Source organism: Cupriavidus sp. P-10, from assembly GCF_003402535.2.
GTDB lineage: Bacteria > Pseudomonadota > Gammaproteobacteria > Burkholderiales > Burkholderiaceae > Cupriavidus.
The window spans coordinates 912,080-926,863 of record NZ_AP025170.1 but is presented as its reverse complement, the minus strand read 5'-3'; the positions used below and the strand labels follow the sequence as shown (position 1 = coordinate 926,863).

Here is a 14,784-nt window from a genome sequence, read left to right as displayed (position 1 = left end):
GCGAAGGTGCGTGCCCGGGGCGCGCCCGGTCCGTGGTCAGTTCACCACAATGCGGTCGTCAGCCAGGCGGATCTGGCCGCCAGGCTTGTCTTCCATCACCTTGAGCACGCGGCTGCCCACCTGCAGCGTGACGCCGCCATGGATGCGGCGCGCGGCGTCGATCACGGCATCGGCCGATGGCTGCATTTGCTGGCCCAGTTCCGTCAGGCGACCTTCCAGCTCGAACATGTCGCGCGAAAGCTTGAACAGCGTGGCGCGCGCCTTCTCGCGCAAGTCGCCGACGGCCTTCTCCGGATGCTTGGCAAAAAACGTCACCAGTTGCCTGACCTTGTTCTGCTCTTCCAGCAGCTTGCGGCGGTCGGCCTCCAGCGCGGCACGTTGAGCGTCCGCGTAAGGGTTCAAGCCCACCTGCACACTGGTGGCGCTACCGGCAGGGCTGCCGAGCACCGCGACGCGCACCGCCAGCATGGCGCGCGTGCGCCCGCCGCTGATGCTCCCCTGCACGCCGGGTCCGCCGACCACGATGCGCTCGCCCGCGGCAACGTCGCTCTGGCGGATGCCGCTGTCGACGTTCACCTCGGTGCCGGCCTCGACCACGGCATTCTCGATGAAGCGCGCCTTGACCGCGCCCTTGCAGCGCACGCTGGCGCGGCTGATGCCGCCGTCGGCATGGCCTGTCTCGGCCTTGCCGATGATGCCGCCCTTGACCACGACATTGCCGCCGGCGTCGATGTCGGCGGCTTCGATGGTGCCTTCGACCAGCACGTCGCCGCTGACGCGCACCGACATGCCGGTACGGATATCGCCCGCTACGCGCAGCGTGCCGTCAAACGCGACGTTGCCCGAATGCAGGTCGACTGCCTCCACCTGCACCACCGGGCTCACGGCAATGCCATGCACGCCGACCACCGGCGAGCCGGCGATCACGGCGACCAGCAGGTCGGGGTCGTCGGGATCGGCGGCGGCGCCGGTCAGGCCCTCGGCAAAGGGCGCATCATCGACAGGATCGGCGGGCACCGGTTTGCCGAACACGTCCATGCCATCGTTGCCGGCCACGGCCGGGATCCGGCGCATCAGCGGCGTGCCGGGACTGACCAGCAGCAGGTTGCCAAGGTCGCGCAGGTCGACGCGCGAATCTTCGTCTTCGGCCTGCGCCGGCTTGCGCGGCTGCAGCAGGTTGAGGAAACGCGCCGGCTCGCCCTGGCGCGGCGCCACGCCGGCGGCGATGGTGTGCAATTCGCAGCGGCCTTCCGCCAGCGCGGCGTCAAGTGCAAGCGCCTGGATCGGCGCCACCACGCCGCGCTCTGCGACAGCACGGCGGATATCGTCCTCCGTGGCCGGGCGGCCACCTTCGGCAGGCATCAACGTGAGCCGCACAGCCAGGCAGTCGCCCGTGACATCCAGCTCGAAAGCGCCGTCAACCAGTGCGCCAATGGCAGCGTCGATCTCGTGCTCGGCGCGCTGGCACTGCTGCAAGAACTGCGCAACGGCGCGCGCATCCAGCCTGGCGCCGGCCCAGCCGTGGCTGTCCAGGCACTGTTTCAGGCTGGCGTGATCCGGCGCCAGCCTGCCTGGCTCCGGCGTGTAGCGTGCATGCACCTGCTCGCCTGGCTCGGTCAGCTCCAGGCGCAAACCCGACTCGTGCATCATGAGTCCCCTGATTTTTCTGCGGAGCTGCAGGCCGGCCCGTCACCGCTGCCTGTCCGCGCTGGCGGACAGGGCGTGCCCGGATGGCTAGCGCTCCACTTGTTATCGATCCTTGACCATCGGCAGCTGGGGCCAGAAACTTGAGCGAACAACGATCCCCGCCGGGGTGGGGTGATGCCGACCACGACTGACGGGGCATCGCCGGACTTTTCGGTAAACTGTCGGCATTTCCGGGGCGCGCCGCGCCCCGCAGCCTGCGCAGTCCCCATGTCAAATACCCACGAAATCCGCCCCGGCCAGTCCACCGAGTTGCTCAAGGAACTCCATATCCTGACGCGCGACGGCAAGATGAACCAGGACAGCCGGCGCAAGCTCAAGCAGGTCTACCACCTGTTCCAGTTCATCGAACCGCTGCTTCAGCAGGTCAAGGACGAGCGCGGCCGCGTCACCCTGGTCGACCATGGTGCCGGCAAGTCGTACCTCGGTTTCATCCTGTACGACCTGTTCTTCAAGGCATTGAAGGACGATTCCCACATCTACGGCATCGAAACGCGCGAGGAACTGGTGAAGACCTCGCAGGCGCTGGCGGCGCGGCTGGGCTTTCCCGGTATGTCGTTCCTGAACCTGTCGGTGGCGGATTCGATCACCTCGCCGCAGCTGCCGCCGACCGTCGACGTGGTCACCGCGCTGCATGCGTGCAATACCGCCACCGACGATGCCATCCACTTCGCGCTGGCCAAGCGTGCGCAGCATATCGTGCTGGTGCCCTGCTGCCAGGCCGAAGTGGCCAGCGTGCTGCGCAAGCACAAGGGCAAGCTGCTGGCGGGCAATCCGCTGACCGAGATCTGGCGCCACCCGCTGCATACGCGCGAGTTCGGCAGCCAGGTGACCAATGTGCTGCGCTGCCTGCAGCTGGAAGCCCATGGCTACCAGGTCAGCGTGACCGAGCTGGTGGGCTGGGAACATTCGATGAAGAACGAGCTGATCATCGCCCAGTACAAGGACCTGCCGCGCCGGCGCCCGGCGGAGCGGCTGCAGAACGTGCTGGAAACGCTGGGGCTGGAAGAGATGAACGAGCGTTTCTTCACCACCCCGGAATCTACCGCGCCGGCCGAACCGGTCGAGCGGGCCGAGCGGGCGTAAGTCGGTCAGTCAGTCAGTCCTGCGCGGCCGGGTTCTTGCCGGCGGCGTTGTCTTCAGGTTCGTCCTCGCCCGCCATCCAGCGCCGCCAGCCCTCATGCCCAAGGCTGCGCATGGTCGCCTGGTTGCGCTCATAGATATCCGCCGCGTCCGGGAATGCCGCCGCCGCACGCGCAATGCTGTCCTCGCGCAGCAAGTGCAGGATCGGATACGGCGCGCGGTTGGTGTAGTTCTCGATATCGTCCGGCTCGGTATCGGCGAACTGGTACTGAGGATGGAAGCTGGCGATCTGCAGCGTGCCTTCCAGGCCCAGGCTTCCAAGCAGGCGCCCGGCAAAGTACAGCAGGTCGTTGTAGTCGAGGAAATCGGCCACGGCATCGGGCAGGATCAGCAGCGTGGTGTCGATCCCCGCCGGATCTGTCTCATCAAGCAGCCGGAGCTCGCGTTCCAGTTCATCCAGCACATCCGGCGCTTCGGTTGCCGTGCTGACCACGTAGCGCACCTGCTCCTTCACATAGACGCTCTTGGCAAAGGGGCACAGGTTGAGCCCGATCACCGCGCGTTCAAGCCAGTGGCGGGTGGCGGCGATGACGGCGTCTGCGGATGTGGCGGCGGAAGACATGCTGGCAATAGCTGGGGAATACCGGGGAAAGCGTCATTCTAGCGCTGCCGCAGGCTCTATAATCCGCGGCGGAAACACACTTGCCCTTGCCGAACCCCCATGTCCCTTGCCACCCCTACCGCAGCCACCGCCAACCGACCTGACGTCGCCATCATCGGCGGCGGTCCTGCCGGCCTGATGGCGGCCGAAGTGCTGGTGGCGCAAGGGGCCAGCGTGGCGGTATATGACGCGATGCCCTCGGTCGGGCGCAAGTTCCTGATGGCCGGCAAGGGCGGCATGAACCTGACGCATGCGGAGCCGGAACCGGCCTTCCTCGGCCGCTATGGCGCGCGTGCGGCGCAAATCGCGCCGATGCTCGCGGACTTCGGGCCGCAGATGCTACGCGAGTGGGTCCACGGGCTTGGCATCGACACCTTCATTGGCAGTTCGGGCCGCGTTTTCCCGGCCGACATGAAGGCCGCGCCAATGCTGCGCGCATGGCTGCACCGGCTGCGCGAAGCCGGCGTGCAGTTCCATATGCGCCATCGCTGGCTGGGCTGGGATGAAGGCGTTGCGCATACGCTGCGTTTTGCCACGCCGCACGGCGAGACATCCGTGCCCGCGCGTGCCGTGGTGCTGGCGCTGGGCGGCGCGAGTTGGGCGCGACTGGGATCGGATGGTGCGTGGGTGCCGCGGCTGGCTGAGCGTGGCGTCGATGTCGCGCCGCTGCGCCCCGCCAATTGCGGCTTCGATGTGGCATGGAGCGCATCATTTGCCGACCGCTTCGCCGGCACGCCGGTCAAGCCGGTGGCAATCGCACTGACCGACCGCGACGGCAACGCGCACTACCGCCAGGGCGAGTTCGTCATCAGCGCCACCGGCATCGAAGGCAGCCTGGTCTATGCGTTGTCGGCGCCGATTCGCGACCGGATCGAAGCCGACGGCAGCGCAGTGATCCACCTCGACCTGTTGCCCTCGCACACCGCGGAACAGGTCGGCAACGCAGTGAACCATCCGCGCGGCTCGCGTTCACTGTCGAGTCACCTGCAGAGCCGGCTCGGCATCACCGGCGTCAAGGCCGGGCTGCTGCGCGAATGCCTGGCGAAGGATGCGATGCAGGATCCAGGCACGCTGGCGATTTCGCTCAAGGCATTGCCGCTGCGCCTGCTGCGCCCGCGCCCGATCGACGAGGTCATCAGCAGCGCAGGCGGCGTGCGTTTCGAAGCGATGGATGAACGGCTGATGCTGCGCGCGCTGCCCGGCGTGTTCTGCGCGGGCGAAATGCTGGACTGGGAGGCGCCCACCGGGGGTTACCTGCTGACAGCATGCTTCGCCAGCGGGCGCACCGCGGCGCAGGGCGCCGCGGCGTATCTGCAGCAGGCTTAAGGGCAGGCTTAAGGGCAGGCTCAGGGGCAGGCTCAGGCCTGCTTGCCGCCGGCGATGCTGAGCGCCACCGCTTCGGCCACCTCGATGCCGTCGATCGCGGCCGAGTAGATGCCGCCGGCATAGCCCGCGCCCTCGCCCGCCGGGTACAGGCCCTGGACGTTGATGCTCTGGTAGTCGTCGTTGTTGCGGCGGATGCGCAGCGGCGACGAGGTACGTGTTTCCACGCCGGTCAGCACCGCGTCATGCAGCGCGAATCCGGGCAGCTTCTTGTCGATCTCGGGAATGCCTTCGCGGATCGCCTCGATCACGTAGTCGGGCAGCGCCGTGCTCAGGTCGGTCGGCGTCACGCCCGGCTTGTACGAAGGCTCGACCGAGCCCAGCGAGGTCGACGGCCGGCCAGCGACAAAGTCGCCCACCAGCTGGCCCGGCGCATTGTAGTTGCTGCCGCCCAGCTCGAACGCGCGCTCTTCCCACTTGCGCTGGAACTCGATGCCGGCCAGCGGGCCACCCGGATAGTCATCCGGCGTGATGCCGACAACGATGCCGGCGTTGGCGTTGCGCTCGGCACGCTTGTACTGGCTCATGCCATTGGTCACCACGCGCCCCGGCTCCGACGCCGCCGCCACCACCGTGCCGCCCGGGCACATGCAGAAGCTGTACACCGAACGCCCGTTGCTGCAGTGGTGCACCACCTTGTAGTCGGCCGCGCCCAGCAGCTTGTTGCCGGCGAACTTGCCGAAGCGGCTGCGGTTGATCAGGCCCTGCGGATGCTCGATGCGGAAGCCCAGCGAGAACGGCTTGGCCTCCATGAACACGCCGCGGCCGTGCAGCATCTCGAAGGTATCGCGCGCGCTGTGGCCGACCGCCAGGATGACGTGGCTGGCTTCCAGGTATTCGCCGCCGGACAGCTTCAGGCCGCGCACGCGGCCGCCGTCGATGTCGACATCGTCGACGCGTGTCCCGAAGCGGATTTCGCCGCCCAGTTCGATGATCTCGGCGCGCATCTTCTCGACCATGCTCACCAGGCGGAAGGTGCCGATATGCGGGCGCGCCTTGTACAGGATGTCTTCCGGCGCACCGGCGCGCACGAACTCGTTGAGCACCTTGCGGCCATAGTGCTTCGGGTCCTTGATCTGGCTGTACAGCTTGCCGTCCGAGAACGTGCCCGCGCCGCCTTCGCCGAACTGCACGTTGGACTCAGGGTTGAGCACGCTCTTGCGCCACAGGCCGAAGGTGTCCTTGGTGCGCTCGCGCACTTCCTTGCCGCGCTCCAGGATGATCGGGCGGAAGCCCGACTGCGCCAGGATCAGGCCGGCCAGCAGGCCGCACGGGCCCATGCCGATCACCACCGGACGCAGCGCGGGGCCGCCCTGCGGCGCACGCGCGACGAAGCGGTACTCCATATCGGGCGTCACGCTCCAGTTCGGCTTGCCGGCCATGCGCTTGAGCGCCGCGGCTTCGTCACTGACTTCGATATCGATGATGTAGGTCAGCTTGATATCGGAGCGCTTGCGCGCATCGTGGGCGCGGCGGAACACGGTATAGCCGATCAGGCCGTCTCCCTTGACACCGATCTGCGCGGCGCCGGCACGCACGGCGGCGTCCAGGTCGCTTTCGGTATGGTCGAGCGGGAGTTTGACTTCACTTAGACGTAGCATGGGGAACCCGAGAACTGCGGCCGGGGGGTTGGGCACACCAATGTGCCAGGTCCGGCCGGAGCGCAATTTTATAGTCTTTCGGGTGCCGGGTCGGCAATCGATTGCGGCTGGTGCCGCCATGGCCACGGCACGCGGCGCTTGCGCCACGTCAGCAACGCCGCCACGCGAGCGATCAAGCCGGGTGGCACGGCGATGGTGACGGCGGCGTCGCCGCGCGCCGCCACCTGTAGCCAGCCGCGTGCCGGTATGGCCAGCGACTCGCCCGCGCGCAGGCGCCAGCGCGGTATGTGGCAGGTTTCGGCCAGCCATTGCGGCGGCCCGCTGACCTCGATCTGGCCGGCGCCGGCATGCAGCACCGTGCCCGCCGGCACGCGCAGGTGCAGGCATTGCCCGGCAGACAGGCGCGTGGCGGACGCCTGCAAGATGGCTTCTGGAGGGTCGATCGATACGCTTGGCATGGCTTGGCTCCGATAAAAGCTCAGGACTCCAGCCTATCGGCCGGCTCGCGCGCGCGGCAGGCACACCCCCGCACGACCTCTACCAGAACAGCAAGGAAAAACCGGGGCTGTTACGATACAGGCGCCCCGCATCTGTATCTGTACCCTGATGGCCAACCGCGCCACCATGCCGCCATGGAATCCACCCCGCTTTACCGCCAGGTTGCCGGCCATTACCGCCGCGCCATCGAATCCGGCACGCTGACCGCCGGCGACCGCATGCCATCCGTGCGCGCGCTGATGGGACTGCATGGCGTCAGCCTGTCCACGGCGCTGCAGGCCTGCCGCCAGCTGGAGAGCGATGGCCTGCTCGAAGCCCGCCCGCGCGCCGGCTATTTCGTCGCGGCACCCGTGCGCGCGCCGCTGGCACCGCTGACCGAACCCGACGCCGCGCTGCCCGATCCCGCGCAGTACGTCGGCATCCACCAGCGCATTTCGGCGCTGCTGGCGCGCAGCCAGCACCAGCACGTCCATACCAATCTTGGCGGCGCCTACTGTGCGCCCTCGCTCTATCCCGCCGATGCATTGCGCAGCGCCGCGGCGCGCGCATTGCGCCGGCATCCGATGCTGTTCGGCGAGGCCGTCGAGCCGGAGGGCTACGCGCCGCTGCGCAGCGCCATCGCGCGCCAGGCGCTGCATGCGCGGATGCAGCTGGCGCCGGAGGAGATCGTCATCACGCACGGCTGCACCGAGGCCCTCAACCTTGCGCTGCGCGCGGTGGCCGGCCCGGGCGACGTGATCGCGGTGGAATCGCCCACCTATTACGGCCTGCTGCAGATCCTCGAAAGCCTCGGCATGCGCGCGCTGGAAATCCCGTGCAGCCCGCAGACCGGGCTCTCGCTGGAGGCGCTGGAGCTGGCGGCGCAGCACTACGACAATATCCGCGCGGTGGCGGTGGTGCCCAACCTGCAGAACCCGCTCGGCTGCATCATGCCGGACGCGCACAAGGCGCGGCTGGTGCAGTGGTGCGAGTCACGCGGCATCGCGCTGATCGAGGACGACTGCTTCTCCGCCACCGCTGACGGCGATACCCAGCCGGCTGCGGCCAAGGCCTGGGACGGCAGCGGCAACGTGATCCACTGCGCCTCGCTGCACAAGGTGCTGGCGCCCGGCATGCGGCTCGGCTGGATCGCTGCCGGTAAATGGCAGCCGCGCGTGGAAATGCTCAAGTTCGGGCTGTCGCGCCCCAACGAGATGCTGTCGCAGATGGCCGCGGCGGACTTCCTCGCCAGCGGCGCGCATGAACGGCACCTGCGCCGGTTGCGCACGCGGCTGCAGCTTCAGCGCGAATGGTTCGCGCAGGCGGTGGCGGCCAGCTTCCCGGCGGGCACGCGGCTGGGTGCCCCGCGCGGCGGCATGCACCTGTGGGTGGAGATGCCTGCGCAGGTATCGTCCGAGGCGGTTTTCGACCAGGCGCTGCAGGCCGGCATCCGCGTCATGCCGGGGGTGATGTTCTCCAACGCCGGGCGTTTCGACCATTGCCTGCGCATCAACTGCGGCACGCCGCGCTCAACGCAGATCGAGCGCGCGCTGGCCACGCTGGCGGGCGTGGTGCAAAGCCTGGCGAGCTAGCCGCGCGCCGAGCCTCGCGCATTTTCGCAACACCGGTGGCGCCCCTGCCTGATTGACCTGCTTTTTGCGCCCGGTTTATCCCCATTTTCCGCCGCCTCACCTATCCTAGTGCGCTGGCGCGGCGGCCGAGGCTCTGCTGGTTCCCTCGAACGCTGCCAGCCCCGCCACGAGACGGGAACAAGAACAAAGGAGAGTGGCCTTGAGCAGTCCTTCCGCGGCATCACGCGCTCACAGCAGCAACCGCCCCGCCGGCACCCCGCCCGGCAACACCCTCGACGATTACCAGACGCTGTTCCAGCTCGCGCCCGTGTCGCTGTGGCTGGAAGACTTCAGCGACGTGCGCGCCCATTTCGACCAGCTGCGCCGCGACGGGGTCACCGACCTGCGCGCCTACCTGCGCGCCAATCCGCACCAGGTGGCGCAATGCTCGTCGCTGATCCGCGTGATCGACGTCAACCAGCGCACGCTCGACCTGTTCCGCGCGGCCGACCTCGACGACCTGGTCGCCAACCTCGACACCGTCTTCCGCGACGACATGTTCGACCAGCACGTGGAAGAACTCGGCCAGCTCTGGGACGGCGGCACCCGCTTTGCCAGCCAGACCGTCAACTACACGCTGGACGGCGAACGCCTCGACATCCGGCTCGAAGCGACGGTCATGCCCGGCCATGAAGGCACGTGGGAGCGCGTGCTGCTGTCGATCGAGGACATCAGCGCGCGCGTGCGTAGCGAACGCGAGCTGCGCCGCAGCGAGCAATACGCGCTGGGCCTGTTCGAACACTCGCCGGTGTCACTGTGGGTGGAAGACTTCAGCGCGGTCAAGGTGCTGCTCGACGAAGTGCGCGCGGCCGGCATCACCGACTTCCGCACCTTCCTCAACGTGCATCCAGACTTTGTCTCGCGCTGCATGCAGGAGATCCGCGTGCTCGACGTCAACCGGCAGACACTGCTGATGTTCGGCGCCGAGTCCAAGGAAATCCTGCTGTCGCGCCTCGGCGACGTGTTCCGCGACGACATGCGCATCCATTTCGCCGAGCAGTTGATCGACCTCTGGCACGAGAAACTGTGGCAGCAGCGCGAGGTCATCAACTACGCGCTCGACGGCCGGCAGGTCGATGTCTACATGCAGTGGTCGGTGTTCCCCGGCTGCGAGGCCGACTGGGACCAGGTGCTGGTGTCGCTCACCGATATCACCGCGCGCAAGAAGGCCGAGGCCTATGTCGAGTTCCTGGGCAAGCACGACGTGCTGACCAAGCTCTACAACCGCGCTTATTACGAGGACGAACTGGCGCGGCTGGGCCGCAAGGGACCATGGCCGGTCAGCGTGGTGGCGGTGGACCTGAACGGGCTCAAGGTGGTCAACGACCAGTTCGGCCACGGCGACGGCGATGGCCTGCTGCGCCGCACCGGCGAGGTGCTGAAGAAAGCCGTGGGCGAGCAGGCCTGCGTGGCCCGCATCGGCGGCGATGAATTCATGATCCTGCTGCCCGGCCGCGACGAGCGCGGCGCCGCCACGGTGGTCGAGCAGGTCGAGAAGGTAGTCGAGCTGAACAACACCTTCTATCCCGGCGTGCGCCTGAGCTTTTCCATCGGCCACGCCACCTGCGTGCAGGGCGAGCGGCTCAGTGACACGGTCAAGGTGGCTGACAGCCGCATGTACGAAGCCAAGCGCGCGCATTACGAAGCGCTGGGCAACGAGCGCCGCAGCAGGGGCAACTAAAGGGCCGGCGGCACGCCTCAGCCCGGCGCGCACTCTCCGCGCATCAGCGCCCATTCCTCGCACTGCTTGCCTGAGGGGAAGGTGCAGATGCCGGTCTGGCCGGCGGGCGTCGGTACGATCGACAGCTTGCCGCCGCGCCGGGTGCAGTTGACCGAAGCCGGATTGGGCATGCCGACCGTGGGCGCCGCGCTGGCCGGCTGCGCTGCGGACTGGCCTCCCGGTGTGGTAGTGCAGGCGGCGGCGCCAAGGCTGGCGGCCGCCAGCCACAGGGCGGATCGCACACGCATCGGGATCTCCATGACGGGGCAGCCCCCCAAAAAGCAAAGAGCCGGCTTGCGCCGGCTCTCTTGCGGTTACAGGTACACGATCAGGGCCACGCCCCCCACGATCAGCCCGAACTTGGCCACGTAATACAGCTGGCGGTTCCATGCCTTGAAGCGGCGGCGGTATTGCCCGCCCAGCCAGACGAAGCGGAACAGCTTGTTGATCATGCCGGTCTGGTCGTGCTCGTCGTTGGGCGAGCTGGCCGCGGTCATGACCTTGCGGCCCATCCAGTGGTTGAACTTCATGGCCCAGCCATAGCGCATCGGGCGTTCGATATCGCAGAACAGGATCAGGCGATTGGTCTCGCTGCGGTTTTCGGCCCAGTGCAGGTAGGTTTCGTCGAAGACCACGCCCTCGCCGTCGCGCCAGCTGTGGCGCTCGCCGTCGACCTCGATAAAGCAGCGGTCATCGTTGGGCGTGGACAAGCCCAGGTGGTAGCGCAGCGAGCCCGCGAACGGGTCGCGGTGCGGATTGAGCTTGCCGCCAGGCGGCAGCTCGGCGAACATCGCCGCCTTCACGGTCGGCAGTTCGCGCAGCAGCGCCACGGTCTTGGGGCACAGCGTCTCCGCAGACGGGTGCTGGGCCTCGTACCACTTCAGGTAGAAACGCTTCCAGCCGTATTTGAAGAACGAATTGAAGCCGGCGTCGTCGTTCTTGTCCGCGGCCTTGATCTTGCGCATCGCTCCCAGCGCCAGCCCTTCGTCGCGGATCTCCGGCCACGCGGCGCGCAGCTTTTCCAGGTCGGGGAAATTATCGACCGGAATATACGGCGTGCGCGGCACGCCCGAGAACGCATACATGAAGCAGTTGATCGGCGCCACCAGCGCCGAATGGTCCAGCAGCTGGCGCCAGATCTTCAGTCTTACCTTGCCGCGGAAGTGCACATACAGGATGGCACCGAGATAGCCCGCGACGAATATCCACTTGATCACCCGAAATCCTCCTGGTTGGCCGCCCCTGTTACGCACGTGGCAAAGCACGCCGCGGGCCGGCTGGGCGAAAACCAGTATTTTAGCGAAACAGACGCAGCACCGCAGTTAGTAGCGAACGCGTCACATAAGAAGTTGGCCAGTCAGGACTCTCGATCCGGGCCGCCGCGCGACTGCCGCGCAATGCGGTCGATCAGCGCCTGGGCGTCGTCGGGCATGCCCTGCAGCGTCAGCAGGCGCGCGTTGAGCACCAGGTTTTCCAGCACCAGCTTGGCGGTCGAGGCCCACATCGTGGCCAGCAGCGCCTCCGTCGACAAGCCGGACGCTTCCATCTGCTCGGAGCGCTCGGCGATCAGCCGGCACGCCAGCTGGCGCAGCGCGCGGTCGTCGAACGGCAGGTCGGCGTAGTCGATCGGGTCTTCCTTCTCGACCTCGGCCATCAGTTGCAGCAGGGTGTCTTCTGTCATGGGCAGACTCCTGGCAAAACATGAACGCAAACGCAAAGGGCACCGCCAGCGCGGCTACGCGCGAAAATCTCCCGCCATGCCGGCGTCGGTGCGCGCCTCCAGGCGGCCCGACCGGCACGCGGCAACGAACTGCTCATAGTCGCGCCCGACCTGGTCGGCATAGCCATTGGCATAGCCTACCATTGCATCGGCCATCCGGTCGCTCCGTTCCAGGTGGCCGCTGACCTCGGCGGCCAGCCCGCTGCCCCTGGCATGCGCCCGCGCCAGCACCCAGCCGCACAGCGCGCCGCGGCTTGTCAATCGACGAGCCGCGGCGGCAGGGGTGGCAAGCGTAGCGCTGCGATCAGAGCGCCGGCGGCTGGCGGCGGAAGCCGGCGCCGAAGCGGTTCCACGCATTGATCATCGAGATCAGCAGGGTCAGGTCGGCGATTTCCTTTTCAGAAAACTGCTCGCGCACCGCGTTGTAGTCGGCGTCGGGCGCCTGGCTTTGCGGCAGCAGCGTCAGCGCCTCGGTCCAGCCCAGCGCGGCACGCTCGCGCGCGGTGAACCAGCTCACTTCGCGCCATGCCGGCAGCAGGCTCAGGCGGCGATCGCTTTCGCCATGCTTGCGCGCATCGGTCACATGCATGTCGAGGCAGAAGGCGCAGCCGTTGATCTGCGAGGCGCGGATCTTCACCAGTTCCTTCAGGCTGTTTTCCAGGCCGCAGCGGGCCAGGTAGATCTCCACGCCGACCATTGCCTTGTAGGCGTCCGGGGCCACGTCTTGCCAGTTCATGCGTTCTTCCATGTCGATTCTCCAGGGATCCGGTTGAGTGAGTTGGCGGGCGCTGGCCCGTTGGACTCAAAGATAGCCCCCGCGATTGGCTCCGTACACTGCCAATTTACGGCAAAATCAGTAGACCAATTTTGGGGCAGCATCATGGAACTCCATCTCGCGCTGGACCACGCCAGCGACCTCACGGCGCAGATCGTCCACCAGATCCGCGACGCCATCCAGGCCGGACGCCTGGAAGCTGGTGCGCGCATGCCGCCCACGCGGCTGCTCGGCACCCAGTTGGGCGTCGCACGCAAGACCGTAACCACGGCCTATGAACGGTTGTTGGCCGAAGGCTGGCTGCATGCGCGCGTCGGGGACGGCACTTATGTCGCCGAGGGGCTGGCGCGCAAGCCGGTGCGCATCGCCGCCGCGCCGGTACTGCCGCCGGCGGTGCTGCGCTGGATGGCGGTGGAGACGCCCTTCCTCGGGCCGATGGGCGGTGCGCGCTACGCCTTCCAGCCGGGCCAGGCCGACACCACGCGCTTTCCGCACGAAGCCTGGTCGCGCTGCGTGCGTGCGGCCCTGGCGGCGGAGCGGCAGCGTCCGCCCGGGCCCGCGGACCCGTGTGGCGAGATGCCGCTGCGGCAGGCCATTGCCACCCATATCGCCTTCACCCGCGGCGTGCAGAGCGCTGCCACGGATATCCTGGTCACCGCCGGCGCACAGCAGGGCATCGACCTGGTCGCCCGACTGCTGCTGGGGCCGGGTGCCGTGGTAGCCATGGAAAATCCCGGCTACCCGATGGCGCGCGCGCTGTTCCAGGGGCTGGGCGCGCGCGTGGTGCCGGTGCCGGTCGACGGCGAAGGGCTGGTGGTGGAGGCGCTGCCCGGCGAGGCAACGCTGGTCTTCGTCACGCCGTCGCACCAGTCGCCGCTGGGCGTGCCGATGAGCCTGGCACGCCGGCAGGCGCTGCTCGACTGGGCCGCGCGCCGCCACGCGGTGATCCTGGAAGACGACTACGACAGCGAGTTCCGCTATGGCGGGCAGGCGCTGGACGCGCTGCAGACGCTGGACCGCCACGGGCGCGTGGTGTACCTGGGAACGTTTTCCAAGACGCTGTTGGCCAACCTGCGGGGCGGCTACCTGGTGGTGCCGCCATGGCTGATGCCGGCGGCGCGCAAGGTCAAGCACCTGATGGACTGGTACACCCCGACGCTGACCCAGCAGGCGCTGGCGCGCTTCCTGTCGGAGGGGCACCTGTTGCGCCATATCCGCCGCTCGCACGCGCGCCATGTGCAGCGGCGCGCGCGCCTGCTGGCGCGGCTGCACGGCGACCTGTCACCGTGGCTCGAAGCGTTGCCGGCGATGGCGGGCTTCCACCTGGCGGCGCGGCTGCGTGTGCCGGTGGCTGCCGACGCGCTGGTGGCAATGGCCCGGCTCGCGGACCTGGAACTGGCCACGCTGGACCCCTTCCACGCCACGCCGCCGCCGAACTGCTCAGGCTTGCTGCTGGGCTTCGGCGCCATCGACCTGCTCGACATCGATCCCGCGCTCGACCGGCTGGCGATGGTACTCTCTGCGTTGGCCCCCGACCCGGCGCGCCTCGTGTGACGCTGCCGTCATCCCGGCAAAAGTCCGGTCTCAGGGTACGCACCAAATGCGTGGGAGCGCACGCACAGTCATACTGGCGTCCGCAAGCTTCCGTTGAACAAATCGGACGGGAAGCAGTCTCATTCGCACTTCCACACACACCAGAGTCGCGTTCATGACCAAGCGTTTGTTGTCCGCCATGCGTCAGTACGCATGGTTTTCAGGGGTAAAGCACCATGTCGTGCAGGGCGTCGAAGCCCTGGCGGAACTGCTCAAGTCCCCTTCCGCCGCGGCACGCGCCGTTGCGGCAGTGATCGCCGAAACCGAGCACGGCGTGCAGGTCTGGGTCTCGTATCTCGGCAAGCCGCTGGACCCCCACACCAACTACGTGCTGTGGCCGAACCGCGCCCTGCGGCCGGCACGGCGCCGCATCCAGCCCTCTCCGATCGAGCAGTTGCAGATGCGACGACGGCGCGACGAATAGCGCGCCGCTCGC

14 protein-coding genes and 1 pseudogene are annotated in these 14,784 nt (G+C 67.7%); 6 read left to right on the top strand and 9 right to left on the bottom strand.

Features of this window, described 5'->3' with window-relative positions:
- Window positions 1–36: 36 nt before the first annotated feature.
- Entirely contained in the window at window positions 37–1,650 is a 1,614-nt protein-coding gene (locus CTP10_RS04310; protein ID WP_116317481.1) for a DUF342 domain-containing protein, read from the bottom strand.
- Window positions 1,651–1,914: 264 nt separating this feature from the next.
- On the opposite strand from CTP10_RS04310, the gene CTP10_RS04305 reads away from it, so the two are divergent.
- Complete coding sequence (locus tag CTP10_RS04305) at window positions 1,915–2,790, top strand: class I SAM-dependent methyltransferase (RefSeq protein WP_116317480.1); 876 nt, start codon at window positions 1,915–1,917, stop codon at window positions 2,788–2,790.
- A 13-nt stretch (window positions 2,791–2,803) separates the two neighbouring features.
- On the opposite strand, the gene CTP10_RS04300 is transcribed toward CTP10_RS04305, so the two are convergent.
- Window positions 2,804–3,409: a DUF1415 domain-containing protein gene (locus tag CTP10_RS04300; protein ID WP_116317479.1), complete on the bottom strand. Its 606-nt coding sequence runs from the start codon at window positions 3,407–3,409 to the stop codon at window positions 2,804–2,806.
- 99 nt (window positions 3,410–3,508) lie between these two features.
- Here CTP10_RS04300 and CTP10_RS04295 point away from each other — a divergent pair, with 99 nt between their 5' ends.
- Window positions 3,509–4,774 carry a TIGR03862 family flavoprotein gene (locus CTP10_RS04295; RefSeq protein WP_116317478.1) on the top strand — a complete coding sequence of 422 codons (1,266 nt, stop codon included), beginning with the start codon at window positions 3,509–3,511 and terminating at the stop codon, window positions 4,772–4,774.
- 32 nt (window positions 4,775–4,806) lie between these two features.
- Here CTP10_RS04295 and CTP10_RS04290 read toward each other — a convergent pair whose 3' ends face one another.
- Together CTP10_RS04290 and CTP10_RS04285 are read right to left on the bottom strand one after the other, a co-directional pair.
- Window positions 4,807–6,432 (bottom strand): NAD(P)/FAD-dependent oxidoreductase, encoded by a 1,626-nt coding sequence (locus CTP10_RS04290; protein WP_116317477.1) that lies wholly within the window; start codon window positions 6,430–6,432, stop codon window positions 4,807–4,809.
- Window positions 6,433–6,500: 68 nt separating this feature from the next.
- Complete coding sequence (locus CTP10_RS04285; protein WP_116317476.1) at window positions 6,501–6,890, bottom strand: hypothetical protein; 390 nt, start codon at window positions 6,888–6,890, stop codon at window positions 6,501–6,503.
- A gap of 174 nt (window positions 6,891–7,064) precedes the next feature.
- Here CTP10_RS04285 and CTP10_RS04280 point away from each other — a divergent pair, with 174 nt between their 5' ends.
- Together CTP10_RS04280 and CTP10_RS04275 are read left to right on the top strand one after the other, a co-directional pair.
- The gene (locus CTP10_RS04280; protein ID WP_116317475.1) at window positions 7,065–8,501 is read left to right on the top strand and encodes an aminotransferase-like domain-containing protein; all 1,437 of its coding nucleotides are present in this window, start codon (window positions 7,065–7,067) and stop codon (window positions 8,499–8,501) included.
- A 193-nt stretch (window positions 8,502–8,694) separates the two neighbouring features.
- Window positions 8,695–10,221 carry a sensor domain-containing diguanylate cyclase gene (locus tag CTP10_RS04275; RefSeq protein ID WP_376790631.1) on the top strand — a complete coding sequence of 509 codons (1,527 nt, stop codon included), beginning with the start codon at window positions 8,695–8,697 and terminating at the stop codon, window positions 10,219–10,221.
- Between the two features lie 17 nt (window positions 10,222–10,238).
- Here CTP10_RS04275 and CTP10_RS04270 read toward each other — a convergent pair whose 3' ends face one another.
- The 5 genes and pseudogenes from CTP10_RS04270 to CTP10_RS04250 all read right to left on the bottom strand — a co-directional run bounded on the left by CTP10_RS04270 (window position 10,239) and on the right by CTP10_RS04250 (window position 12,728).
- On the bottom strand, window positions 10,239–10,508 hold the full coding sequence (locus CTP10_RS04270) for a putative hemolysin (RefSeq protein ID WP_116317474.1): 270 nt from the start codon (window positions 10,506–10,508) through the stop codon (window positions 10,239–10,241).
- Window positions 10,509–10,574: 66 nt separating this feature from the next.
- Window positions 10,575–11,477 (bottom strand): lipid A hydroxylase LpxO, encoded by a 903-nt coding sequence (lpxO, locus tag CTP10_RS04265; RefSeq protein ID WP_116317473.1) that lies wholly within the window; start codon window positions 11,475–11,477, stop codon window positions 10,575–10,577.
- A gap of 140 nt (window positions 11,478–11,617) precedes the next feature.
- Window positions 11,618–11,941, bottom strand: coding sequence for a hypothetical protein (locus CTP10_RS04260; RefSeq protein ID WP_116317472.1), 324 nt, complete (start codon window positions 11,939–11,941; stop codon window positions 11,618–11,620).
- Between the two features lie 54 nt (window positions 11,942–11,995).
- Window positions 11,996–12,241: pseudogene (locus tag CTP10_RS04255) on the bottom strand (DUF2252 family protein); the annotation flags it as partial.
- Between the two features lie 43 nt (window positions 12,242–12,284).
- Window positions 12,285–12,728: a carboxymuconolactone decarboxylase family protein gene (locus CTP10_RS04250; protein ID WP_116317471.1), complete on the bottom strand. Its 444-nt coding sequence runs from the start codon at window positions 12,726–12,728 to the stop codon at window positions 12,285–12,287.
- A gap of 132 nt (window positions 12,729–12,860) precedes the next feature.
- Here CTP10_RS04250 and pdxR point away from each other — a divergent pair, with 132 nt between their 5' ends.
- Window positions 12,861–14,309 carry a MocR-like pyridoxine biosynthesis transcription factor PdxR gene (gene pdxR, locus CTP10_RS04245; RefSeq protein ID WP_116317470.1) on the top strand — a complete coding sequence of 483 codons (1,449 nt, stop codon included), beginning with the start codon at window positions 12,861–12,863 and terminating at the stop codon, window positions 14,307–14,309.
- Window positions 14,310–14,463: 154 nt separating this feature from the next.
- A complete protein-coding gene (locus tag CTP10_RS04240) occupies window positions 14,464–14,772 on the top strand; it encodes a hypothetical protein (protein WP_116317469.1) in 309 nt (102 codons plus the stop codon).
- The last annotated feature ends 12 nt before the right edge of the window (window positions 14,773–14,784 follow it).